This is a genomic window from Methanococcoides alaskense (assembly GCF_027594145.1).
Lineage (GTDB): Archaea > Halobacteriota > Methanosarcinia > Methanosarcinales > Methanosarcinaceae > Methanococcoides > Methanococcoides alaskense.
Genome location: NZ_JAQFFK010000003.1, coordinates 263718 through 287529, shown reverse-complemented (window position 1 = coordinate 287529; position 23812 = coordinate 263718). Strand labels below are relative to the sequence as shown.

Sequence of the window (23812 nt, the reverse complement as noted above, 5' to 3'; positions counted from 1 at the left end):
AAAACTATAAAGAGAAAGGAAAGATCGTACCGGTACGAAAGTACCGGGAGTTCAGATCAAATGTTGTCCACGCCGAGAAGGCTTGCAAGTTCCAGACCTTCACTACCAAGCTCCGAAAGCTGGTCGAACAGATCGGTCTTGCTCACATATTTTTCAGTGCGAGTACCATCGTTCTCCTCGATCTTTATAGTGATCTCATCCTTAGCGTAACCCCTTTCGAGACATTCGTTGATAAGTTCTGTGAACTGCTCGGCAATAAGTTTCAGGCAATCGAATATCTGATTGTTCATGATAGCATCATCACCATCAAGCACTAATTTGACAAGAGTGTGTTTTTTGATGCTGGAACTAATGTGTTCTTTAAATGTATCAAGCAAAGCTATCACATGTTCCGATTTTAGGGACTGCATCAAAGTAGGGTCTGCAGTCACCTCGTTCCCATGGTAATGCAATATAAAGGAGTTGCCGTCCATTTCAACCTTGAAACGTTTGGTGGATTTCTTGTTCTCGAAACTGGCCATAGCCCGAACATCATCAAACTCCAGGGACGTTAACATGAAATCGGATACTTCTTCCAATTTGACCTTTTCTTCTTTGTAAAATATGCCAGACTTTATCCATGTAGGCAGGAAAAGAGTGCCATATACACCCCTTATCGTTAGCAGGTCATCTTTGAAAATGAGTTCAGACTCGTATTCCATTCCAGCGACCGTTGATGAAATTTTCCCACTAAGAACACCCCTGTTCATTGAAGCGAAGAACCTGTCTGTCGTCCCATAGATGCCACCTTCAAAAAGAGAATTGAGACTCGACAATATCTGTCTGCTTGCACCCAAATTAGCATCTTCGATGCTATTATTGATGCTCTCGATCTCAAATTGCATTGTCTTTGTGCTTTTATTGAAAGAAGCATCACACTGATCAAAAACAGAATTCCTGTAATCAAGGATCTCTTTCATATCAGAATCTTCTGTCAGACCGTTTATGAATTCAAGAACCTTACTGTTAATAGACTCGAGCTCATCGACCCCTTTTTCCAGAGAGATACGCCTTCTGTAGAGATCATCGTTCTTTTCAATCGAAGCGTTCTCTATCGGAAGGACCTTTCTTGATATATCAACGAAATTCTGAACATCCTTGATAATATCTCTTTGAAGAGGGAGATCGGTAGAGTCCTGAAACGTGTATTTCATATTACTCCCCATCTTAACATATATTCATTGAATTAATTGTTAGAGTGCAAGCATTAAATAGGTTGTGTAGGCAGAAACGAATTTCTGCCAAAATACCATTATCCAAGAACTGCACGTACCGGTTCGAGTATCTCATTGAGGTATTTGGCTGCACCGTTCTTCAGGTCCATTGGATGAAGACTGCCGTCTGCAAACACTTTTTCAAGCTCAGCATAACTCTTGCAGACAAGGTCACCGCCGAACTTTTCCGGTCTTTCGAAAACCATCTCATCATAACGTGGGGTTATGTGGTACTTGAAAAGCTCAAGGACCGGATTGTTCTCAATATCTTCTGCCGGACAGAATGCTTTCTTGAACTTCTTTTTGAGAGCTGCTTCATCGTCGTCAACAGAGATGTAGTTCTCATTTGAAGAGGACATCTTCGTACCGTCCAGTCCGAGAAGGATAGGGGTGTGGATACAAAGAGGTGCCTTAAAACCAAGACCAGGAAGACCTTCCCTTGCAAGCATGTGTATCTTCCTCTGGTCAATGCCACCAACTGCAACATCGACACCAAGAAGAGCAATATCCACTGCCTGCATGATCGGGTAGACCATCTGGGACACCTTTGGATCTTCCATCTTTCTGCCTACCTCGTCCATGCTTCTCTTTGCCCTGTTGAGTGAAGTGGCCTGAGTGAGCTTGAGAACATTAAGCATGTATTCAGGAGATAGCTGGAAGTCAGAGCCATAAACGAAATTCGTCTTCTCCGGGTCAAGACCAAGTGCAAGGAAACATTCCTTGTTGTAATCAGCGGTCTTGCGTACTTCTTCCATTGTTCCCTTCTGATTAAGGTAAGCATGAACATCCGCAAGAAGGACCGTTATCTCAAATCCGGCTTTCTGGAGATCAAGTAATTTGTTAACAGTAAGAACGTGACCCATGTGGATCTTTCCGCTTGGTTCGTAGCCGGTATATGCTGAAGGATGTTCCTTTGTCTCCAACAATTTAGTAAGTTCCTCTTCTGTAACTATTTCCTGCACGTTCCTTTTTATAAGATCCATCTTTTCCATAAATTCACCGCTCTAGATCATCCATTATATTAGAATTGTTATGAATAATAAAACATTAAAGTTAAGCCATCACAATATAGATTACGATACATCAATAACCTATAAGATGTTTTTTCAAAAGATCAGTACCTTCTTCAGAAGAGAATTTGGGGATTTCCCAGTCCTGAACCACTTTTTTCCTTGTACTTGATCTTGTTTCCTTGCGTACAGGGTCAAATCCGGCTACCTCGTAATCGTCCTTATAAACAAGAACCCCTCTGCGTTGCCACTTAGGAACCTTATCGAGATTTATGCCGCGCTGGAAAAGCAATTCATGTATATCCTGCGCCTTCTTACCCTTAATAGCCGATGCAGCATCCTTTTTACTCATCCCTTCCGAAAGCAATGTGTAATAGCCGTATGAACTGACACAGTTCCTCCAAGCCTCACTCTGCCTCCAGATAAGATATTCAGAAACATACTCCTTGGTTACCGGAACTATCCTCGAATCGAAGGATACAGGTTCATCAAGACCCATCCTGATGGTAAAAGCACTGCTAAGGTAACTGGATATGACAGAGTCCAGTTTCTCGACCCGCCCCTCAAAAGGCAGATCAAAGAAGAGGATACTTGCCTCATCAGAAAATGTGTACGCTAACGCTGCATTAATTCCACTTTTTTTGAAAAAAAGCTCAAGCGAATCTGCCATTGCAGCTGCGAACTTTTCATCGTACGGCTTTTCACATCCAAGCCGGGAAAGTGTCTTTTTAAATGTCCTGCCGTCCACACGTACGATCACAGGCGGGACGCAGCGTAGATCCGAATAGATCTCCCGTTTTTTCATAATAACATCAGTCTTCTTTTGGTTCCTCTTTTACAGGTTTCTTGAACCTGCTGACGACATCACGGATAATGACGATGTCCCCGGTTGTGACCACCCAGCGGTACGGAAGGATAACGCCTCTTGTCTGGACATCAAAAATATCACGATTGATGTCTGAAAGAGCAATCCCCGAAACAATTCTTTCATCTACATCGAAGACGAGGTCGTTCACTTTACCTACATATGTACCCTGGTTCGTATACACATTTAATCCAAACAGTGAAGTTATATCTGCACGCATGATAGTCCCTGTTGTATTCCTAATAATAAATATAAGATATATGTTGATTCTATATATAAAATGTGTATTCTTAATGTTAAATCCTTCTAAAGAAATGGCAACTCATCATCATTAAATAGAAGTATAGCTGAAAGTCCAGTGGAGCAAACAAAATGCTTACAAGCACTTACACACACATTCCCGGAATTGGAAAAACTATTGAAAAACGAATATGGGAGAGTGGATATTGCACATGGGATGAGTACCTTGAGCATCAGGATGAAATATCCATTCCAGCAACCCGAAAAGAAAAGATAGCAAATGGCATAGCCGAATCTAAAAAACACCTGGAACAAAAAGATTTCGAATATTTCGCCAACTGTATCCCAAGTGCGGAACAATGGAGGGCATTTGAACACTTCTCCGATTCGGTAGCCTATGTGGATATAGAGACAACCGGACTTTCACCTTCAAGTTCCTACATCACAGTGATAGGAATATACGATGGGGAAGATGCAAAAACGTACGTCAAAGGCATAGACCTTGAAGATGCTGTGGAAGAGTTACAGAAATATGAACTCCTCGTATCGTTCAACGGTGCCCGTTTTGACCTGCCTTTTATACAAAAAGAGTTCCCACAGATAGAGTTCAACCAGCTTCACATCGACCTGATGTATCCTCTAAGGCGCATAGGCCTTTCCGGCGGCCTCAAAGCAATTGAGAAAAAACTGGAGATAACCCGAACCGATGAGACCGTAGGGATCACCGGATTCGATGCAGTAAGGCTCTGGCACGAATATGAACGCGGTAATGAAGGCTCCCTTGAACTGTTGCTGGAATATAACAGGGAAGATATTGTCAACCTTAAAACAATAATTGAAAAAACGTATCCCCAGTTCATCGAGAGAACATTCCAGAAGACCCTCGGGAAATGACAGGAGGGAAGCAGCACTTTCTGCTGTGACCGGAGGGAACAGCTAAAATGAGACCGGACATATCTAATATCCCTGACCTGCCGGGCGTCTATCTTATGAAGGACGTATCCGACAACATCATCTACATCGGAAAGGCGAAGTCCCTTAAAAAAAGGGTCAGCCAGTACTTCCAATCCAGCAAGAACCATTCTTCCAAAACAATAGCAATGGTCAGGAAGATAGCGGATATAGATTACATTGTCACGGAATCCGAGGTCGCCGCACTGATACTCGAAGCGAATCTAATAAAGAAGAACAAACCGCACTACAACATCGCCCTGAAGGATGACAAGCGTTATCCTTACGTGAAGGTCACTGTCAATACAAAATTTCCCAAGATATTCATGACGCGCCGCAGGCTTATGGACGGCGCTCTCTATTTTGGTCCTTATACGAATGTGAAACCTGTCAAACAGACCCTTGAGATGATCTCACAGATATTCAGGATCAAAAGATGCAACCGTAGGATAGATGGCAAAGGAAAAAGGCCGTGCCTGAACTATCATATCGATCGCTGTTATGCCCCATGCAATGGCTCGATCTCCCCTGAAGAATACCGCGATAATGTGATGGAAGCGGTGAAGTTCTTTAAGGGTGAGACATCCGGCATAATAAAGGAGCTTCAGGAAAAGATGAACGTCCATGCTCTGGCACAGGAATATGAGAGTGCTGCTGCCATACGTGACCAGATAGATGCTCTGAAAAGCCTTTCCCAGCAGCAGACGGCCACTGCTGGAAATGATGACAGCGATATAATTGCAACTGCTTCCGACGATGAGACCGTTTTCGTACAGATCTTCTACATCAGGGATGGGAACATGGTCGGTAAAGCCGATATGTCCCTTTCGTGGGGAGATGCCACCGGCGATATAGCCCGTGTCACAGAGGAATTCATAAAGCAATACTATCAGGATGCTCCTGTACCACCTGAGATACTTGTACAGCACCCGATACCCGAAAAGGAACTCGTTATCAACTGGCTTTCTGAAAAAGCCGCGAGAAGTGTACAGATACAGGTACCTCAAAGGGGTAACAAGAAAAGATTGATGGAAATGGCCGAGCAAAATGCCCAAATGACCATGGAGCAGTCACACCTTAAGCAAAGTGATAAGGAACAGGCACTGCAAGCACTGTTACAGCTAAGGGGTGCCCTTTCACTGTCCACATTGCCTGCACACATCGAAGGTTTTGATATTTCCAACATATCGGGCACTGATGCTGTTGGTTCAATGGTGGTCTTTGAGAACGGCCTACCTGCAAATAGCAAATACAGGCATTTCAACATAAAAACGGTAAAGGGAATAGATGATTTTGCCATGATGGCAGAGGTAGTAAAACGCAGATATACGCGGCAGAAAGCCGAAAAGGACAAACTACCAGACCTCATCCTCATAGACGGAGGTCCCGGACAGGTCAGTGCTGCCATGGGATCTTTAAAGGAACTACAACTCGACATCCCGCTTGTGGGACTTGCAAAACGATTCGAGCATATCATCGTACCAAGGGATGGCACCGATGAGGTAGTGATATTACCCCACACCTCCGAAGCCCTCAAAGTGCTCATGCGTGTAAGGGATGAGAGCCACAGGTTCGCTGTATCATCCCACAGAAGAAGACGCACTGCAAGGCTATCCCACTCAGAACTAGACACTATACCAGGAATAGGAGCCTCAAGAAAAAAGGCATTGTTGAACCATTTCAGTTCTATTGATCAGATACGATATGCATCCGTTGAACAACTTACTGCAGTGGAGGGCATCAGTAAAGGACTTGCTGAAAAGATCATTGCTCATTTTAAAAAAGAGAGAGTTGCAAACCAGTAAATTTAATCTTTTTTACTGCAATATGCGACACTTAATCGCAAACATTTGCCTGCTTTTTTAGAGATATGGATGCATCAATGTACAGACATTCATTTACTCCACAATTTGAATATGATGCAGAAACTGGCATCCGTTTGAAACAAAAAAAGTGAGAGAACGGTATTCTGACATGAAACTTTGATAAAGGAAAATACCATAATTAAGATTAAGGAACACGACGTTCAAAGAACAAACTCATAGTAACAAGCAGGTGATGACCTTTAAAATGATAGAAGAAATGATAAGGGAAACGGAAAAAGAGCTCAAAGCATTGAAAAAATATCCCGATGCCAAGCTTATTGAGATAATAAAGGAGGTCGGGTTCGAGTGCGATCTGTGTGGGATGTGCTGCACCAGACAGTTCAACGACCACGTTTTCCTGCTAGAAAAAGATGTGGAAGCAATGAAACAGATAGATGCATCCCTTATCACCCCTGCACCATACTATGAGTTCTGTGACCAGAAAGGGAATTTTTACGTTTCCGGATACTCACTGAGAACAAAAGAGGATGGAAGTTGCGTCCTTCTCGAGAACAATAGGTGTACCATCTATGACAAGAGGCCTACCATATGCAGTCTTTACCCGTACATGCTCCACCGGGAGACAGATGAAGAAGGCAACCTTGACTGGCGGCAGATATCCGGTCTGGACCAGCATGGATGTTATCATAGTGAGATCACGGATGAAGATGCGAAAGTGATAGCATCTGATATTAAAGAATACGAAGAAGCATACCTTGAGCAGCAGATAGCTTTCTTTAAAAAAGTAAAGGAACATTTCAAAGAGAATGGATCAAGGCATGTCAAATCAGTCTATGACCGCCAGATGCGAGCCTTTGAAAAGGGAAAAGAGATAGTAGTTTACGTGTTCCACAAAAACGGATTGGAGCTTTGCCGCATCTCAAAAGAGAAATGATATCACTCATTCCAGCTACCGCTGAGCTTACCATCCCTTGCCATTTTGCCCAGTACCCGATTAACAGTATCACTGATAAGTGAGGGAACGATTTTCTCGTAAGGTGTTGAAGGTAAAGGTGAAAGGTAATGGGCTCGCACTTTTCCACCTTTTTTGCAGATCCATTTTATCTGGTCAAGTGTTCTTTGCTGGTCTTCTTCGGTCTCATTGGGAAAACCGAAGATAAAGTCCACTACCGGTATGATCTCATGCTCAAAGCACCGTTCAACAGCGACATTGACATCTTCGGACGTGTGTCCCCTTAACATCTCTTTCAATATACTGTCACTTCCAGATTGGGCACCCAGACTTATCGTTCTGTTGCTGCAGTACTTATCGATGAGGTCCAACCCTTCGTGTGTGACAAAATCAGGACGTATCTCGGAAGGGAATGTACCAAAAAATATGTTCTTGCCTTCAATGGAACTCAACTTTGAAAGCAGAGCTTCGACCTTGTCGAACCTTGGCTGAATACCATTGCCGCCATAAGCAAATGCGTTTGAGGAAGTAAAGCGCAGGTCGTTGTAATATTTAGCGAAACTGACAATGGAATCGATGCTTCGATGTCTCATCTCATGTCCGAATATGCGGGGCGTCTGACAGTATTTGCAATTCCACGAACAGCCCCTGCTTATCTCTATGGGTGAGCGAAGAGCTTTCGAGTCAAAACACGGATAATTATCAAGGTCCACATTGTCACGCTTTTCCGTAAGCACGACCCTCCCATCGCATTTGTATCCGATACCCTTGACCTTTGAGACATCCCCGCCTTCAAGGAGTGTATTTACAAGATGCGGAAGGGTCTCTTCACCTTCCCCTATAACGACAAAATTGAAGTGCTCCAGAGTATCCTCAACAGAACCTGAAGGATGCGGACCACCTGCTATACAGATGGTATCGGAAGGGCGGGAATCTACCTCTGCAAACACATTCTCTTTTTGTTTGGTGGCAAAGCTATAGATCATGATGCCCTCATGCATCTCTTTTACAAGCTTGCTTTCGGGAAGAAGGGGGAGAAGGGCCGCAAGGCTGTAAGTGTTCTTCTGCATCAACCTGAAACATACATCCATTTTTTCAACCTCAAGTAATTACCAGTGTAAAAGGTACCAGAGTAAAACATAGCAGACCAAGTATGAAAGTCCCGATCCCCAATGCAATTCTCCTGTTGTCAAGCTTGATATCATCATTCAAGGTCCTTGGATGACCTGCCAGTGCAAAAAGCAGAAGGAAAATAGACCAGAACATCCATATACCGCCATTTTGCTGAAGCACGAAGATGACATAAAGTCCGAGACTTCCCAAAATGAACGGCATTGCCATAGAAACATGTTTTGCACGTTCCCCGAGCATTGCACGAACGATATGCCCGCCATCGAGCTGCCCCGAAGGTAGCAGGTTCAACACGGTCACCAGCATACCGACCCAGCCTGCAAATGCCACAGGATGCATGGTATCGACAGTATTGCCGGATATCGTATTAATAACCTGGAACAGAAGAGGGACCTGTATATCGATCACCATATTGCCAGGTGTGACTATGTACTCCACAGGCGTTAATGACAGCCCGATGAAGGTCACGATAACAGAGGCCACAATACCCACAATAGGACCTGCAACGGCCACATCGAACAATGCTTTCCTGTCAGGTATGATACCTCTGTGTTTAATAACAGCACCCATTGTGCCAATGATCGTGGGGAAAGGAATGAAATATGGCAATGAGGTTCGCATGCCGTGCATCTTCGCAGCCATGTAATGCCCCATTTCATGAGAGCCGAGAACGAACATTATCGCAAGCGTAAAGGGAAGTCCTTTGGTGAACTGAGAAGGTTCGCTGAATATATCCACCCCGAACATCGTGGCGCCTGCGAACATGGTGGTAAATACCGTTGCTACAGCGAGCAGGACATTTATCCATATGCGCTCAGGGACCTCTTGTATCGGAGAAACGACCAATACATCTTCCCCGAGTTCCTTTGTAAAGGAGAGTTGATAGCCCTTGGCTGTTAACTTTGGCCAGAGATATTGATGTACCATCTTGGGTTCAATTTGGGGAAGGCCGTAAAAATGAATTTCACTGTCAGCATAGTTCACTTCATAGGCTTTGAAAAATGGATGAATGTCATCATAGAGGTCCATGACCATGGCCTCTACCTCTGCATCCTCTGGAGCTTTATTTCTTGAAGACATTAACTTTATTGTTTCCCACGTCTGAATTTAACTGTCAATCAGTTCAACGAAACCGCCGGTACTATCGACCTTCACACGATCACCGTTCTTAAAAATGGTGAAAGGGTCCTTGTCAAGCCTGTCCACGAGAGGGATATCAGAGATGATAGCTCCCACTGCAACTATCGGTTCAGAATCGATGTTTATCATTGCAGCAGGGGATACGTTGTTCTTTTTCAACTGGTATATCACGTAAGAACCCACGGTAGAACCTTTCCCATGCGGGAAAACAAGTATCCTGTCCTTGATACATTCTCCATAAATGGCATGACCGGGATCAACAACTACTCCTGTTTTCGGGTCAACGTTACCTAAGAAAGAGAGAGCATCCTCTGATAGGAGCACCTCGCCTTCCGCAACTCCTCTTGCAATGGTCCTGCATTCAATCTTAATTGTCACCACCTGCCCTTTTGATACATGTTTCCAGACTTCCGATCTTTGCAGGGACCTTGCACATTCCCGGAACGTAAGCCAGTGCTTTGCCTGAATTGACCATCATACAATTGTGGCCTTCCGTTGCAGGGGAGACGACCATACAGGTATCACACAACACCTTTGAGCCACTCTCTTCTATCCTTTTCACAACATCGGGATATCTTTGGGCAACTTCCCTTGAAGTGCATACCCAGAGTTCCTTTTCTATCTTTTTGCCTTCCAGCAGATCGGCGATCCTGTTCAATTCCTCAGGAGAGCAGTGCGGACAGCCGACCGCTACGATGTCGCATTCCAGGTCATCCTCATTGCCAATGATGGTCTCATATACCTCATCAAGCTGACTTCTCTGGATAGTGATGGTCTCATCGGGTTTATCAAAATTGACCTGCTTCGCCTCAGGCGTGACACCCTCCACGTGATACAATGCAACTGCACCGGATGCCGCCATTGCAGCACCCAATCCTTTCAGTTCATCTGAGGTAGGTGTGGAGGCCAGATGGAACATCGGTACGCGATTACCAATTTCCTTACCTGCGATATAACCAAGGGCACCATAATCAGAGCCTGAGAGCTCATGGTCCACTACCACTGAGACCGTAGGAACACGATTCTCATCAAGATGGTAACCATAGTTCGCTGTCTTCCCGACCAGTGCAGCAGATAATGCGGACGGACCGCCTTCACGGTTGGTACGTGCACCTATCACCGAATTGGCATAGGAGACAGCCGAAGACTCGCTCCATGCAAGGTGGTCGCCACAGGTAGCTGAGAAGCCTTCGAGATAGTAGGGAGTGCAAGTGCACTTTGAACTTATACCGAGCTTTTCGTAAGCAGCTATTATCTCCAACTGTTTTTCGGCAAATTCCGGCTCGATGCCCATCTCTTTCCACCGGACCATGTCCATGCCTGCGGGATTCAATATTGAAGGGACCTTTACCGTCCCTTCGAGATCGGAGATCCATTCAAGTCCGGCATCCCCCATCGTCTTGTAGGACACGCCTGCTATCTGGGCGCTCTTGACAGGGATCAGACCATCCGCACCATAAATATCTCCAAGTGCAACAAGGATCTCCATGGCTTTGCGCAGGGTCTCCCCCTGTTCGCCGTCAAGTACATTTTCTTCTTCTGCTGTCAGATACATTATAATTTCCTATAGTTATCATTCGGGCATCTTTGCGCGCTCGAATATCTCTTTTTCTGCAAGGACCTTTGTGGCATCTATGCCCATCTTGGTGGTGGTCCCATCGGGAGAACCTCTTGGGTCAAGGGAACTTCCACGCACGTTCGGGATTATCATGACATCGAGGTCAGCTTTCACCCTTGTTGCAATGGCAAATTCCACATCCATCATATTGAAGATATCGATATCCTCATCCACGATAACAACGTGCTTAAGGCTCGTATGGGCTGCAAATGCCGCCATGATGGCGTTCTTGGCATCGCCTTCTGTCTGTTTTTCGATCTGGACGACCGCGTGTAGATAGCAGCAGCCACCTTCCGTTAACACTACGTTCTTTACGGTCGTGACCTCTGCCACTGCATTGTATATTTTTGGCTCGTAAGGTACGCCCATCATGAGAAGATGCTCTGCACCTGCCGGAAGGATGCCGTGATAGATAGGGTCCTTCCTGTGCATTATCTTTGTAATTGTGATCACCGGTTCCTTGCGCACAAGGTCATAGGTGCCTGTAATATCAACGAAAGGTCCTTCATCCACTCTTTCTGTGGGGTCCACATAGCCTTCAAGGATTATCTCTGCATGTGGAACTTTCACACCGTTCTCACACTCGAACAGTTCCACAGGAGCACCTCTTAAAGCTGCTGCATATTCGAATTCCTTTCCTGCCGGAACACGGGTGGTGGAAGCGAAGGTTATAGCCGGATCAGCACCCAGCACGATGGCTACCGGTAAAGGCTCGTTATTCTCAGCTGCCCTTTTGTGAAGTACATAGGAGTGGCGTGGAGGAACAAGGCGTGCTGCCAGCTTGTTCTTACCCACGACCATAAGTCTGTGGATGGACGCGTTCATCATCCCGCCATATTCAGAAACGACAACTCCGGCCGTGATATAAGGACCACCGTCTTTCTCAAAGTGTGTCATCAGAGGAAGTTTTGAAAGGTCCACATCGTCCTCAATGACCTCCATGGTCGGAGAGGTATCTACTATCTTTACTTCCCCGTCCGGCCTTATATCTGAAAGCCTCTGTATGATACCGTCCTTGGGCACACCGAACATATCGGCAAGCTCATCCCTTGAACCCAACAGGTTCATGATGGCCTTTTGTCCGTCAATATCGTGGAACAGTATGGGAGCATTGCTCTTCTTTGCAAGTCTTGGTGCTTCGAATACTTTCGAAACAGGCTCTGTGACCTCAACTAACCTGCCACTGGTTCGTAAATGGTCGATAAAATCTCTGAAGCTCATTGTATCGAGGTATAAGAAAATGTCTCATGATAAATACATTGTCGTACCTTTCACTTTTCTTGTCCGGCAGATGTTATGAAACATAAAAAAGAAAATGTTGTCAAAGGAAGGAGGTTGACCCACCAAAACATCGAAATTTTTGGGAAACCAAGATGTAAAGGAGTTGCAATGGGTTTTTTGTGCGACAACATCTTCGAAGCAATTGTTAGAATTGCCTTATACCATAAATAGTATCGTTTTTAGGTAATGTATGTTATCTTAAATAGTAACGGTTTGCAATGGTACTTGTACAACTCAATAGTCCAGAGACTCATTTATCCTGCGAAGGGTATCTGCCACAAGCATTTGTACATCTGTCATATGGTCATCGGAGATCTCACCGCTCTCGGTCTCGATCAGAAGTTGCAGGTCAGATACGATCTTGTGTATTATCTTTATCATCTCCTCCTGTCCGATGAGCCCGGCATAGTATGCATAAAAGAAAGTTGTACCGCTTCTCTCGATCTTGTGCTTGAAAGCAGCATGTGCATTGGACACTTCCTGCCTCGTATATGGCTCATCCACAAAAGGAACAAGCTCAGGCAGGTTCTCCCCTATCCACGTCATCTCGGAACGATTAGAGAGATTCTTGAAATCAGCACACAAACGTGCGATCACCCATTCCCGTGCAGTAAGATGAGTGGTCTTTTTCAGAAAACGTGTGACATCAGAGTAACTTTTATTCTCTAATTTAGTGAATTTCTCATATTTGTTCAAAATATTCCCTCGAAATACCTATGTTCAAAAATGTATTGCAACCAGATAAATACTTTCCTGCACATATATATTGCATCTCACATACAAAGAACACAATATCAAACTTGATCCATTTACTTACTAACAATATCATTCATCCTTATACAATTCTTTTCTAATGGAGGTTGAAGAAGTACCATTATCAAGGTAGTCAGCAAGAGGAACTACCTCACAAATATCTAATATCTCAGGCTCAAGATAGATGTCAACCCCTTTTCTCTGGAATACAAGGAAATGAGTGTTCTTATTCCTGAAATATTGCAGCATGTCCCTCATGTCTTCAACATTGCGATAGTATCGGATTTTGAAAAGACGGTTCGCAGTATCCGCCCCGATAATGAAAGTGGCATTTTCGAAGAGATTAACTTTCTGAACGAATAAGGGAGCGACAGTCAGGAAAACACCACCAAAAAAGACCTCATCCTTGTACTTCCTGAGAGAATCCAGCCTTTCCCGAAGCGATATAAGATCTATTGGTGGCTTGTCCACGTTCGTGAGAGAGATCTCAAAGTGAACCTTCTTCCCCAATTTATTAAAAGCCTGCTCAGCCATTTGAATATGATTCTTATGGCACGGATCAAAAGAACCTGAGAATATAATTTCCGGCTTTTCAGTAACAGTTTCGCTGCCCAGATCGAATTGAACAACATCGGACACAAGGTCCAAGCTGTTCATGATATTATCAGGAAGGGCGAGCATCTGAGCCACTTCTTTAGAAGCGGTGGCTTCCCTTTCTTCAACGACCTCATCCCCATGTAAAAGCTCTTCAAGGAGCAGATTTCCGGTCCAAGAGCATTCTTTTGCAATGGAATCGACTATCATGCAAGTTGCAAGGTACTCTTCTTCTTCCCTCGACCGCTCTTTTCTGAGTATGAGCGTTCTTACGAGGGTCCTATCGAAGGACTGTATAGCAACGAAGATCTTATGTTCACGCCCTTCACGCTCATCCTCCCCCACAGAAAGTTTGCAGGAAGCAGCCACGCCCATCAATCCTTTGTCTGCCACCACTTCGTCATTGCCTGCAAGAGATAAAGCACGGCGGTATGCAGCCATGGCCATGGCCCTTACGGTCACAGGTGAAGCATATTTTTCAGGCTTTTTGCCAATAAGTTCATCGAGCGCTTTAGAACTATAGGGAACGAGAGCTTCAAGGACTGTAGCAGAACCGCCCCCATACCTCAACAGTAGGTCAATGGCTCCAGCACCGCCTCCTGTTAGCGCAAGAACGAGCTGACAGGGGTGCTCGTGTATATGCATGATGATATCACGCAAAATGACCACTTCCTTTGAAGGGTTGTTCAGATCCTATTTTCATAGGACAGAGGTCTGTATGGAACATCAGATAAAGTTATTGATGACAAGGGGTGAAGGTCTGATCATCCACTATATCCATGGATCGATGGGTATCGCCACTGGGCTTTTAATTCAATCCTTGCATCATGCAGGCCTTGGTAACTGGCAATGTAAGGGTACCTTAAGGTGTCTTTTTTATTGATCGAAACCATGAGGTGTACCATGGAAAAACATAATATATTTAACCAAATACCAGTCGACCTAACCCATGAAGTGTTCGAGCCTCTGGTGGATCAACAGGGGGTATTGATCGAGCGTATCATTTCAAAGAAACATGTGACCCCAGAGGGACAATGGTACGATCAAGACCGCAGTGAATGGGTCATGGTGTTGCAGGGGGAAGCGAAGTTGGTGTTTGAAGATTCGGAGGTGGTGCACCTCGATCCCGGCGATCATATTAATATTCCTGCCCACTGCAAACACAGGGTCATTTGGACCAGTGACACGACAGAAACCCTCTGGTTGGCGGTACATTATTGAGCTAAATTAGTTATCATTCTCATTCGATCCTTACAAATATACTCTCCGCTATCTCCCTATCGACTGCATATCTAGTATGGTTCAGATCGAAGACATACGAAGGATACGACTGGACAAGGTTCACAGGAATGCCTGGCAGTACACCCATTGCCAACATTTTCTGCATCTTCTCTTCTTCCTTCATATTGAAATATGCTATCTTGCCCTTCTGTCCTTTCTTTAACAATGAAAGGGGGGTAACGACCTGTTCCAATTCATCCCTGGCTTTCTTGCAGCATTCCCCTTCAGGTATTGGTTTACCATGAGGACAAGTACTCGGATGTCCTAGCAGGGTGCACACATTGTCATCAATACCCCTATGGAGTATGTGTTCGAACTCACATGCAGAACTATGCACGTACTTGTCCTTTGTGTTCAACACATCCACCAGAAGTCGCTCGGCAAGGCGATGCCTTCTGACAACCAATCTGCCATTTTTGGCACCTTCTTCCGTAAGGCTTGCGTTTGTATCGGAAATGGTGATATTGCCGATCTCAAGTAGCTCCTGTATCTGCGGAGATGTCTCGTTCAGTCCGAGGGATCTCAGGCCCACATGAACCATATTATTTTCATTTGTGCAGATCCACATCCTTTCCAGGACTTCCTCTGCGGCTTCACTTATTTTCATTTGAACAGCCCCCTTACGAATTTTTCCAGTTTTGTCTCCGGTGGTATCTCATACCCGCATTTCGGGCAACGTTGCAGATTACATGAGCTAAACCTGCCACAGCTTGTACATTTTGACCTGTCAGGTTCATCGAACTCAAAGCTACAAAGGGGGCACTTCATAGGACCACCCCGAATGTAGTGAGAACATAGTTCACAACAAAGCCTACTGCAAATGCACTTGGGAAGATGAATGCAGCCATTCCGAGAGCTATCTTGATACCTCTCTCTTTCACAGTGACCATGAACTGGGCTATACATGGCATGAACAGTGTCAATGTGATAGCAGCAACAACGATGTTAATATCGCTCAGCAGCCCTGCGTTATACATATCGAACATTCCGGCAGCACCGAAATCCCTCCTGAAGAAGCCGAACAGGAACATGAACCCCGCTTCTGCAGGGAGTCCTATCCACTGCGATGGATAACTGAACAGTTGAACTGCAATCTCGAACAGTCCGGTCAACCTACCTATCCATATAAGCACACTTGCCACAACTAACAGAGGCAGTACCTCAAGGAAATACCATTGCATCCTCGAATATGTCTTTATGAGCACATTTGACAGCTTTGGAAGCCTCAGTGGGGGCATCTCCATGAAGAAACTGGGACTTGCTCCCGGCAGGACCTTTGATGAAAGATATCCCACCAATACCAGATCCAGACAGATCACGATCGCCCATATGAACAGTGCCCTTCCACTGAATGATAGTATACCCAGTATTACACCAAGCTGTGCGGAACAGGGTATTGCCAGTGACAGCAACATGCTTGTGATGATCCTTTCCCGTTTTGTCTCGAGAGTACGGGTCACCATTGTCGCCATGGTAGAACAGCCGAAACCGAGTACCATTGGGATGACAGCTCTGCCGCTCATGCCCATCTTCTTGAATGCACGGTCTATCATCATTGCAAGACGTGGAAGATATCCAGTATCCTCGATAATGGAGAACACAATGAAGAATGCACCTACCAGCGGCATGATAAGTGCTATTGCATAGGTTACAGCCTGTGTGAGTATCCCATATTCACCTACGAAAAGGTCCTGTATGGCCGGATAGGGCACAGCAGCATTGAAACTCTCGATTACCCAGGGATTTATCATTTCCCCGAACAGCGTCCCTTCGAGGTAATCCACAACCGTTCCTGCCGCAAACCCACCTACGAACTTGTATAACCCGAAATAAAGCACCAGAATCAGTATTGGAATCCCGGTGACAGGGTGAATGAGGAGGCCATCGATGCGCTCCCTTAGTGATGTTCGGGAACTTTTTTCAACGTCTTCTGTAAGTGTAACGTCCCTTTTTCCTGTTGTCATGACATTCTCAACAATATCATTGACGAATGCCTGTCTTTCTATGGTCAGGACATAATTAAGAGGATTGTTGTACTCTTTTTCAGTCCCATCTATTATCTTCTTTATAGCATCGACATCTTCGCCTTTCTGAGAGATGGCCTCGAATGCGACCTTATCGTTCTGAAGCAACAATTGAGCAAGCGTTCTTTTCGAGATGCCGTATTCATCCTGTATCAATGATGAGATACTTTCGATCGCATACTCGATCCCTCTGCTATACACTACCTTGCTATCGACATGCTGGAAGCTGTATTTAGATATCGCTTCTTCAAGCTTGTCCAGACCCTCTCCTTTTATTGAGGTCGTGCAGATGACCGGAACCCCAAGTTGCTGCTCAAGCCGGGAAGCATTTATCTCAATGCCTCGCTCGGTCGCTTCATCCATCATGTTCAATACAAGTATAAGGGGAACTTCCGCTTCGATAAGCTGAAGCGTAAGGGGAAGCATACGCTGGATGTTCTTCGCATCCACCACATGCACATAAACAAAAGGATCGTTGTCGAACAGATAGCTCTGTGATACACGCTCCTCCTCAGTTATAGGCAATAATGAGTACATCCCTGGCGTATCGATTATCTCGTATTCCTTCCCGTCGATCCACCCTTTTCCCTTACTTATGGACACAGTGGTTCCCGGATAATTGGAAACTATCGCATAACTGTCCGAAAAGTGATTGAAGATGACACTCTTACCCACATTCGGATTCCCCACAAGGATTATCCGTTCAAGGTCGCTCTGGGTCTCATCTTCCTGACCGCAGCAGCGTTTCTTTTTTAGTATAGACAACATTTGTTCACGAGCCTCCTAAAGTTAGGCTATCCTAATATAGAGGGGACTAGTTAACCATAGTATATAAATTTTGGCGCGCCTAACATATTACGGAGTGTTGAAACTATAAGAAATAAAAATGGGACCAATAAAGTCCAGAATCAAAAAAGGATAGGTTCTGAAGTCTTAGCGGTCAGAAAGTCTCAAGATCGATCCTTGCACTCTTTTTTGAGATCTTTGCCAAAGGAGGAAGATATGTTGTTTTTCTTTCTGCAGTTTGGGATCTCACCTTTTTCACAAAATTCCTTAAAATTGAGGAAAAATTTTGGCATTTCTTCTCTGCAATTAACAAAATCGCTGAACTTTGTGAGCCTTTCAAGGGTCTCAGGGGTTATGGCATGCTCCATCTTGCAGGCATCATCGTCTGCGGTATCTTCATCCACACCAAGGAGAACGAGGAACTCATGCAACACACTGAACTTTTCCTTCGTGCTTCTCGCAAGCTTTCTTCCTTCCACGGTGAGAGTAACACCGCCATACTTCTCGTAATTGATGAATCCTTCCCTTGTCAGCTTTTTGAACATTCCCGTGACACTGGACGGACTTACATCAAGGAATCGTGAGATATCTTTTACCTGAGAATAGCCCTTTTTCTCAATGATGGTATCAATAGCCTTAAGGTAGTCTTCAGTTCTCTCCGTAGTCAAGCATATCCAACCTTTTTAGGTATAACAAATATAATGAAGATACAATGTTTGTCATTTAAATAGATTATGTCAGAAAAAATAGATGACGAAATGATCTCAGTCCAATTTACGCATGAATATGGACCCATCCCTCATTTTTACCTTGACGTATTGTTCTTTCTCTTCACCGACCTCATATTTGTTATACAGCATGGACTCCACTCGCCCTGCGCCGGTCAACTTTCGAACGATAGATATGTTCTGACCACCCACCCGCACTTTTTCAGCAGGAGGAGCAGGTGTCACTTTCTTTTTTGAATATATCGTGCCACCGAGCATACCGGCACCCACATACCCCTTAGCATCATTGAAAATGAGAGTTCCAGCTTTCATATAAGCACCGGAGAATTCCCCTACAGTACCTTCTACCACAACAGAACCACCATTCAGATGAGCGCCAGTGTTAAGCCCGGCATTTCCCTGCACATTGACATTACCCCTTTCCATAAGAAGTCCTGTTCCATTGTAAACATCGCCTTTTACGAGAACTTCTGCATCACAATTACATCTCGAGGCCAGTGTTCCCCGAAGAATACCATCATCGAGGATAAGTTTACCATTTACCGCATCGAAATCGTTCCCACAAAGCTCTTCAACGCCTTTGCCACACAGAAGTTCAGTTATGGAAATGAACTTCCGGTATCCCTCAACATCGGATACCACCTCGATGATGTTTCCAAAGGGCTGTTCAATATCGCCTGTAATGTAAAGCGAGCCTGCTGACATCCCCATCCCTGCTTCCGGCCCCACATTTCCTTCAACGAAAATGTTACCGGCAGCTTCGCTCTTGCCGCTACCTCCGAAATGGGCAAGGCCAACCCCCAGAGAGTAGGCAAAACGACCTCCCACACTCCCTTTAATGTGAACATCATTTCCTTTCTTAAGCTCGTTCACAAGTTGCTGATAGGTATATTCGGTACCCTTCTGACCAGGTATGACCGCAGATGGCTCCAGCTTTTTCTCATACCAGTAGAAATTGAACGTATAATCACATACGTTGTCAGGTACAGATGTCAGTTCAAGCTCCATTTACCGCTCTCACCCATGGATAAGTTGAGGCAGACAGCGTGTGCAGACCCAGAGGCTTTCCATATTGTGCCTCATAGGCAGGAGGTATCTTTCATTTTCCCCGGCACCGCAACTGAAACAGGAGATAGAGATATCCGTGCTCTTTGACTGAGCCTCTGCCTTTTCAACATTGAACTCCACAGTCTGCCTTTCCTCTATTGTGATAGCACCTTCAGGACAGACACCGATACAGAATCCCATACCATCACAAAGATCTTCAGAAACGACCTTTGCCTTTCCATCAATTATCTGTATAGCTCCTTCGGCACAAGGTGAAACACATTGTCCGCAGCCAGTACATTTATCCTCATCTATCTTAACGATCATTCTTTTAACCATTCTCTATATCTCCTTTAGTGATGTGTTCCTTCTACAATTTCGATACCGGCATCAGTGATCGTCTTCTTGATAGAATCAATGTGCGGGCATTCCGGATAGTTCTTCATGATCATGCATGAGCTTAGGTGTATCACGTCAATATCGTGTTTTTTCAGGGAACGCACCAGTCGGAAGACCCTTCTTCCTGAACAGCCCCCGCATGTGAAGAATGCGATCATCTCAGTATCATCATCGTAGTCTGCGAACTTTACTTTCCTAGCATTGAATGCCTTTAAGCACCCAACTCCGGGACATGCCTCGGAAACAATATCGCATCGGAGTACTGCTATTTTTTTGGGTCTTTCCTCAGTAATGATATCACCTCATTTTCAAGTGTGCTCTTCACTCCTTTTTAAAACCCGAAGCTTCTTCCACACTTCCCCTTATGATGTACCCGGCTTCATGCAATATCGTATCTTTCAGTTGGGTATCCTTATCCATGCTGGCAGTACATGGGTATGCATGATGTGCCCCCGATACGATCTCTTTATAATCGTCTATGTCCGTCCATCTTAGTTTTTTTGCAACATACCATGTGGAGCCGCAGGGTGCATCCCTGAGCACCTGCACATGAGAGAATATCCTCCGGTCAGGATCGATCTCGATCTTCAGCAGGGGTCTTCCAAATCCCATATCAACAAATTCATCGATAAGGGCCTTGCCTGTTTTTGTCAGTGAACAGAAGGGCTTGGGGAACTCACAGTCAATTCCAGCGGATTCAAGCTTTTCCTTGACCTGCTGCACAAGTCCTGCAGGTGCAAGTTTTGGCACTTCCACAGGTGCTATAACTGCCTTTGCTTTAGCATTGGCTGCTATTTCAGGAAGCACCGAAAAAATATCGGGATGCAGGTCCATAGCTATGAGGAGGTCACATTCACCCACATTTTTCGGGATGTGATCGAAAGGATCATCTATGAACTCGGGAAGATCATCAGGGAACTCATAGAGATCAACAATACTATCAGCATGCGATATTTTCAGTTCACGACAGTGGTCACACAGGTCCCCACACGAGGTGCAGAACGTGCTTGAGTTGACGATATTGCCTATGACCTTTTTACCGAACTCACTATTATAATAGAAACTTATCCTCATTGTTAACTCCCTTAAGCCATCAGGAATTGGGTTGCTCTAAAAACGATATGAACTAAACAAATAAGAAAAAAGGGCTATTTGAAGCCCTCAATTTATGAAAGGTCCTAACAGCTTAAAGACCAACTTCCTTCTTGAAGGTGTCAAGTCCGATCTCTTCGATGACCTTTCCAATACGCTGTTTCTTTGCATGTGACTTATAGAATGAAATGATACTGTCAACAAGTGAAAGAACCTCGTCCTCATCAAGTTCTTCAGCGATAGTATCTGCAAGGCGTGGTTTTAGACCTGCACTGCCTCCGACCATTACTGTGAATCCCTTAGGAGTACCCATTATTCCAACATCTTTTATGGCATTCTCCGCACATGAGTTCATGCAACCTGAAACACCGATCTTGAACTTTGATGGAAGCTCCATTCCATGGTATTTCTCATCCAGTTTGAGTCCAAGCCCTACAGCGTCCTGTTGTCCCCTCTTACAGAATGTGGTTCCCGGACAAATCTTCACACTTCTTACACAAAGCCCTATTGCTGCCCCTGGTTTCATCCCAAGGTCATCCCAGGCATTGTCCAGGTCATCTTCCTTGAGTCCAACGATGGCAAGTCTCTGTGCTGATGTGACCTTAATTGCAGCAGCTCCGTATTTTTCAGAGACATCTGCGATCTTTCTGAGAAGATCAGGGGTTGTAATACCGCCAGGAATATGTGGTGCGATAGCAAATGTTTCCTTGTCTCTCTGAACAATAGCTCCCTTTTCAAGTATATCTTTTGACATTTTTTGATCACTCCAATTGATATCTTTTTGGTATCAAGTATATTCGAGATACTTCTATATATAATGGCAGTTTCTTGATGGATACTATGAAGGACTGTACCATCTACAAAACGATCGATATCATTGGCAAGAGGTGGACTTTGTGCATACTTCTTGAGCTTTACAAAGGAAATAACAGTGAAAAACGATTCAACGAACTTAAGAAAAAAGTTGCAGGCATTACTCCGAAAACCCTTTCCACACGGCTAAAGGAACTTGGAGAAGACGGTCTTGTTAAAAGGACTCTTGATGAGGCTACTGACCCCATGGTATACACTTACTCCCTATCAGAAAGTGGAGCGGATTTCATGGAGATCATCCAGTCTATCAAAGAATGGGGTCTTGAATGGAAATTTGAGAATAAAGCATGCGGGCTTTCAAAATGCAAGAACTGTAAATTGTGAACGTACCTATATCAAAGGGCTCCGCACCCACAGCCCCTGCTCAAAAGAACGGACATACGTGCTTTGATATCAGCAAGGTCCTCATCCGAAAGACCCTCATGGGCCTCTTTGATATGCACCAGCATTTTTTGTATAACACTGTCAGCCTCAGCTGCGCTGCCGGTTGCAATGAAGTCACAGTTAAAGCCCAAGTCCCTGCATTTTATTATCTTCACTTTTTGTCCCCCATGGATAGTTGAATTGAAAAAAGGCAGGGATCACATCCTGCCAATCATATCAAATACGGGTGTCAATGATCTGATAGCATCCTCGCATTCAACGCTTTCCGCACACAGCTTTCTAAGACTGTTACACTTATTGATCAATTTGCTGACATCATTTGTAGCGGCATCATTTATCTGATCTGCCATATCAAGAATGGCCTTGAAGTCACCGTTCCTTTCGGAAAGGTTTGCCTTGAACGTATTTATTTCAGTTTCCAATACCGGCTGAACAGCAGCTCTGAAAACCCTCAGGGAATTATCGGTAAAACCACATTCTACGTCCTTATTCATATCACATTCATCATCTGTTATTTCCATAGATGATATTTTTGCGAACAGGTGTGAAAGAATGGTCCTCTGTTCTGTCAGATACTTTATGAATGTGAACTTCAGCTTGTGGCTGTTTGCCGTCTTTGGTTTTATTTCAAGGGTTACATAAGGAAGAGCTGACTGATATGCAGCAGTAAATTCATCCACTTTCTGAGGATAAAATCTCTGTAACAGGTCCAGAACTTCTTCAGACCATTTCTTATATTCCACAGAAAAGATTGCCTGTGACTCTTTAGCTTCGCCCACAGGTGGGAGTATCCTGAATTTTCCTTCCGCCTCATTCTCGTTCTTTTCAAATTCGAGGAATGGATACATTTTAGCAGGAAGATCTTCGATCTCATTGAGCACAATACTTGCTAATCTTACACGATTGAACGTCTTTCGATCCATGTTACACCTTATATTTCACTACGTAGCAATATAAAAAAAAGAAACAATACCAAGGCAAATTTTCAATAAAGGATATGAATATCCAAGAACTTGAAAATATCCTTGTATTGCCCCACGTTATTCTTCAAAAAGAATGAATGGATACTATAGTATCAATCTTCTTCTACTGTTAATTTGGTCATGATGTCACTCTCTTTGATAGCATTGACAACGTCCATGCCTTCGATGACCTTTCCAAAGACAGTGTGTACACCATCAAGATGTGGCTGAGGAGAGTGAGTGATGAAGAACTGACTTCCACCAGTGTTCTTTCCAGCATGTGCCATTGAAAGAGCGCCCTTTGTGTGTCTATTTGGATTTATCTCACATTTGATAGAGTAGCCTGGTCCACCTGTTCCATTACCTTTTGGACATCCTGCCTGGATCATAAAGTTAGAGATCACCCTGTGGAAAGTAAGGCCGTTGTAAAAGCCCTGTTTAATAAGCTTCTCAAAGTTAGCAACTGTTTTAGGTGCATCCTTTTCAAAAAGTTCGAGTACTATAGTTCCTTTATTTGTCTCAATTATCGCTTTTTTCATTATTGATCTCCTTTCGGAATTATGGCAATTGATAATTTAAGGGTTTCCGTGTTACTTATTGAAAAAATAGAGATTAATAGGAC

The 23812-nt window shown here is 44.4% G+C and carries 28 protein-coding genes; 5 read left to right on the top strand and 23 right to left on the bottom strand.

The window, feature by feature from the left end; translation table 11 throughout:
- Positions 1–56: 56 nt before the first annotated feature.
- The 4 genes from PBV53_RS05155 to PBV53_RS05140 all read right to left on the bottom strand — a co-directional run bounded on the left by PBV53_RS05155 (position 57) and on the right by PBV53_RS05140 (position 3348).
- Positions 57–1193, bottom strand: coding sequence for a hypothetical protein (locus PBV53_RS05155; protein WP_270096102.1), 1137 nt, complete (start codon positions 1191–1193; stop codon positions 57–59).
- A 98-nt stretch (positions 1194–1291) separates the two neighbouring features.
- On the bottom strand, positions 1292–2245 hold the full coding sequence (locus tag PBV53_RS05150) for a tyrosine--tRNA ligase (RefSeq protein WP_270096101.1): 954 nt from the start codon (positions 2243–2245) through the stop codon (positions 1292–1294).
- A gap of 91 nt (positions 2246–2336) precedes the next feature.
- On the bottom strand, positions 2337–3068 hold the full coding sequence (locus PBV53_RS05145; protein ID WP_270096100.1) for a tRNA(His) guanylyltransferase Thg1 family protein: 732 nt from the start codon (positions 3066–3068) through the stop codon (positions 2337–2339).
- Between the two features lie 7 nt (positions 3069–3075).
- Positions 3076–3348, bottom strand: a complete 273-nt coding sequence (locus PBV53_RS05140) for a PRC-barrel domain-containing protein (protein WP_270096099.1) — start codon at positions 3346–3348, stop codon at positions 3076–3078.
- A 152-nt stretch (positions 3349–3500) separates the two neighbouring features.
- Here PBV53_RS05140 and PBV53_RS05135 point away from each other — a divergent pair, with 152 nt between their 5' ends.
- From PBV53_RS05135 to PBV53_RS05125, 3 genes are all read left to right on the top strand, one after another.
- Entirely contained in the window at positions 3501–4262 is a 762-nt protein-coding gene (locus PBV53_RS05135) for a ribonuclease H-like domain-containing protein (RefSeq protein WP_270096098.1), read from the top strand.
- A 47-nt stretch (positions 4263–4309) separates the two neighbouring features.
- Positions 4310–6124 carry an excinuclease ABC subunit UvrC gene (uvrC, locus tag PBV53_RS05130; protein ID WP_270096097.1) on the top strand — a complete coding sequence of 605 codons (1815 nt, stop codon included), beginning with the start codon at positions 4310–4312 and terminating at the stop codon, positions 6122–6124.
- Positions 6125–6389: 265 nt separating this feature from the next.
- Positions 6390–7079, top strand: a complete 690-nt coding sequence (locus tag PBV53_RS05125) for a YkgJ family cysteine cluster protein (RefSeq protein WP_270096096.1) — start codon at positions 6390–6392, stop codon at positions 7077–7079.
- Positions 7080–7081: 2 nt separating this feature from the next.
- On the opposite strand, the gene PBV53_RS05120 is transcribed toward PBV53_RS05125, so the two are convergent.
- The 7 genes from PBV53_RS05120 to PBV53_RS05090 all read right to left on the bottom strand — a co-directional run bounded on the left by PBV53_RS05120 (position 7082) and on the right by PBV53_RS05090 (position 14274).
- Positions 7082–8188, bottom strand: coding sequence for a TIGR04013 family B12-binding domain/radical SAM domain-containing protein (locus tag PBV53_RS05120; protein WP_270096095.1), 1107 nt, complete (start codon positions 8186–8188; stop codon positions 7082–7084).
- 10 nt (positions 8189–8198) lie between these two features.
- A complete protein-coding gene (locus PBV53_RS05115; protein WP_270096094.1) occupies positions 8199–9308 on the bottom strand; it encodes a site-2 protease family protein in 1110 nt (369 codons plus the stop codon).
- A 27-nt stretch (positions 9309–9335) separates the two neighbouring features.
- Positions 9336–9749: a DUF126 domain-containing protein gene (locus tag PBV53_RS05110; protein ID WP_270096093.1), complete on the bottom strand. Its 414-nt coding sequence runs from the start codon at positions 9747–9749 to the stop codon at positions 9336–9338.
- Positions 9736–10923, bottom strand: a complete 1188-nt coding sequence (locus tag PBV53_RS05105) for a phosphomevalonate dehydratase large subunit (protein ID WP_270096092.1) — start codon at positions 10921–10923, stop codon at positions 9736–9738. Before PBV53_RS05105 ends, PBV53_RS05110 begins: the two co-directional genes overlap by 14 nt.
- Before the next feature lie 18 nt (positions 10924–10941).
- Positions 10942–12207 carry an anhydromevalonate phosphate decarboxylase gene (locus PBV53_RS05100; RefSeq protein WP_270096091.1) on the bottom strand — a complete coding sequence of 422 codons (1266 nt, stop codon included), beginning with the start codon at positions 12205–12207 and terminating at the stop codon, positions 10942–10944.
- 294 nt (positions 12208–12501) lie between these two features.
- The gene (locus PBV53_RS05095; protein ID WP_270096090.1) at positions 12502–12963 is read right to left on the bottom strand and encodes a DUF5806 family protein; all 462 of its coding nucleotides are present in this window, start codon (positions 12961–12963) and stop codon (positions 12502–12504) included.
- Positions 12964–13092: 129 nt separating this feature from the next.
- Positions 13093–14274 carry a nucleotidyl transferase family protein gene (locus PBV53_RS05090; protein ID WP_270096089.1) on the bottom strand — a complete coding sequence of 394 codons (1182 nt, stop codon included), beginning with the start codon at positions 14272–14274 and terminating at the stop codon, positions 13093–13095.
- Between the two features lie 243 nt (positions 14275–14517).
- Between PBV53_RS05090 and PBV53_RS05085 the strand changes: the two genes are divergently transcribed.
- The gene (locus PBV53_RS05085) at positions 14518–14835 is read left to right on the top strand and encodes a cupin domain-containing protein (protein WP_270096088.1); all 318 of its coding nucleotides are present in this window, start codon (positions 14518–14520) and stop codon (positions 14833–14835) included.
- 19 nt (positions 14836–14854) lie between these two features.
- Here the strand turns inward: PBV53_RS05085 and PBV53_RS05080 are convergent, their stop codons facing one another.
- From PBV53_RS05080 to PBV53_RS05040, 9 genes are all read right to left on the bottom strand, one after another.
- Complete coding sequence (locus PBV53_RS05080; protein ID WP_270096087.1) at positions 14855–15502, bottom strand: metal-dependent transcriptional regulator; 648 nt, start codon at positions 15500–15502, stop codon at positions 14855–14857.
- A complete protein-coding gene (locus PBV53_RS05075) occupies positions 15499–15663 on the bottom strand; it encodes a hypothetical protein (RefSeq protein ID WP_172367511.1) in 165 nt (54 codons plus the stop codon). The genes PBV53_RS05080 and PBV53_RS05075 overlap by 4 nt, the downstream gene beginning before the upstream one ends.
- A complete protein-coding gene (feoB, locus tag PBV53_RS05070; RefSeq protein WP_270096086.1) occupies positions 15660–17687 on the bottom strand; it encodes a ferrous iron transport protein B in 2028 nt (675 codons plus the stop codon). The genes PBV53_RS05075 and feoB overlap by 4 nt, the downstream gene beginning before the upstream one ends.
- 182 nt (positions 17688–17869) lie before the next feature.
- Complete coding sequence (locus PBV53_RS05065) at positions 17870–18373, bottom strand: metal-dependent transcriptional regulator (protein WP_270096085.1); 504 nt, start codon at positions 18371–18373, stop codon at positions 17870–17872.
- Between the two features lie 96 nt (positions 18374–18469).
- Positions 18470–19441, bottom strand: coding sequence for a GltB/FmdC/FwdC-like GXGXG domain-containing protein (locus PBV53_RS05060; protein ID WP_270096084.1), 972 nt, complete (start codon positions 19439–19441; stop codon positions 18470–18472).
- A gap of 9 nt (positions 19442–19450) precedes the next feature.
- Positions 19451–19819, bottom strand: coding sequence for an ATP-binding protein (locus PBV53_RS05055; RefSeq protein ID WP_270096083.1), 369 nt, complete (start codon positions 19817–19819; stop codon positions 19451–19453).
- 14 nt (positions 19820–19833) lie between these two features.
- Positions 19834–20148 carry a CGGC domain-containing protein gene (locus PBV53_RS05050; protein ID WP_331522309.1) on the bottom strand — a complete coding sequence of 105 codons (315 nt, stop codon included), beginning with the start codon at positions 20146–20148 and terminating at the stop codon, positions 19834–19836.
- A 52-nt stretch (positions 20149–20200) separates the two neighbouring features.
- Complete coding sequence (locus PBV53_RS05045) at positions 20201–20953, bottom strand: DUF166 domain-containing protein (RefSeq protein WP_270096082.1); 753 nt, start codon at positions 20951–20953, stop codon at positions 20201–20203.
- A 112-nt stretch (positions 20954–21065) separates the two neighbouring features.
- A complete protein-coding gene (locus PBV53_RS05040) occupies positions 21066–21725 on the bottom strand; it encodes a ferredoxin-like domain-containing protein (RefSeq protein ID WP_270096081.1) in 660 nt (219 codons plus the stop codon).
- Positions 21726–21811: 86 nt separating this feature from the next.
- Between PBV53_RS05040 and PBV53_RS05035 the strand changes: the two genes are divergently transcribed.
- On the top strand, positions 21812–22168 hold the full coding sequence (locus tag PBV53_RS05035; RefSeq protein WP_270096659.1) for a winged helix-turn-helix transcriptional regulator: 357 nt from the start codon (positions 21812–21814) through the stop codon (positions 22166–22168).
- An 11-nt stretch (positions 22169–22179) separates the two neighbouring features.
- On the opposite strand, the gene PBV53_RS05030 is transcribed toward PBV53_RS05035, so the two are convergent.
- The 3 genes from PBV53_RS05030 to PBV53_RS05020 form a co-directional block, all read right to left on the bottom strand.
- Positions 22180–22383: a DUF1059 domain-containing protein gene (locus tag PBV53_RS05030; RefSeq protein WP_270096080.1), complete on the bottom strand. Its 204-nt coding sequence runs from the start codon at positions 22381–22383 to the stop codon at positions 22180–22182.
- Between the two features lie 42 nt (positions 22384–22425).
- Positions 22426–23151, bottom strand: coding sequence for a hypothetical protein (locus PBV53_RS05025; protein ID WP_270096079.1), 726 nt, complete (start codon positions 23149–23151; stop codon positions 22426–22428).
- Between the two features lie 152 nt (positions 23152–23303).
- On the bottom strand, positions 23304–23729 hold the full coding sequence (locus PBV53_RS05020) for a peptidylprolyl isomerase (protein WP_270096078.1): 426 nt from the start codon (positions 23727–23729) through the stop codon (positions 23304–23306).
- Positions 23730–23812: the final 83 nt, after the last annotated feature.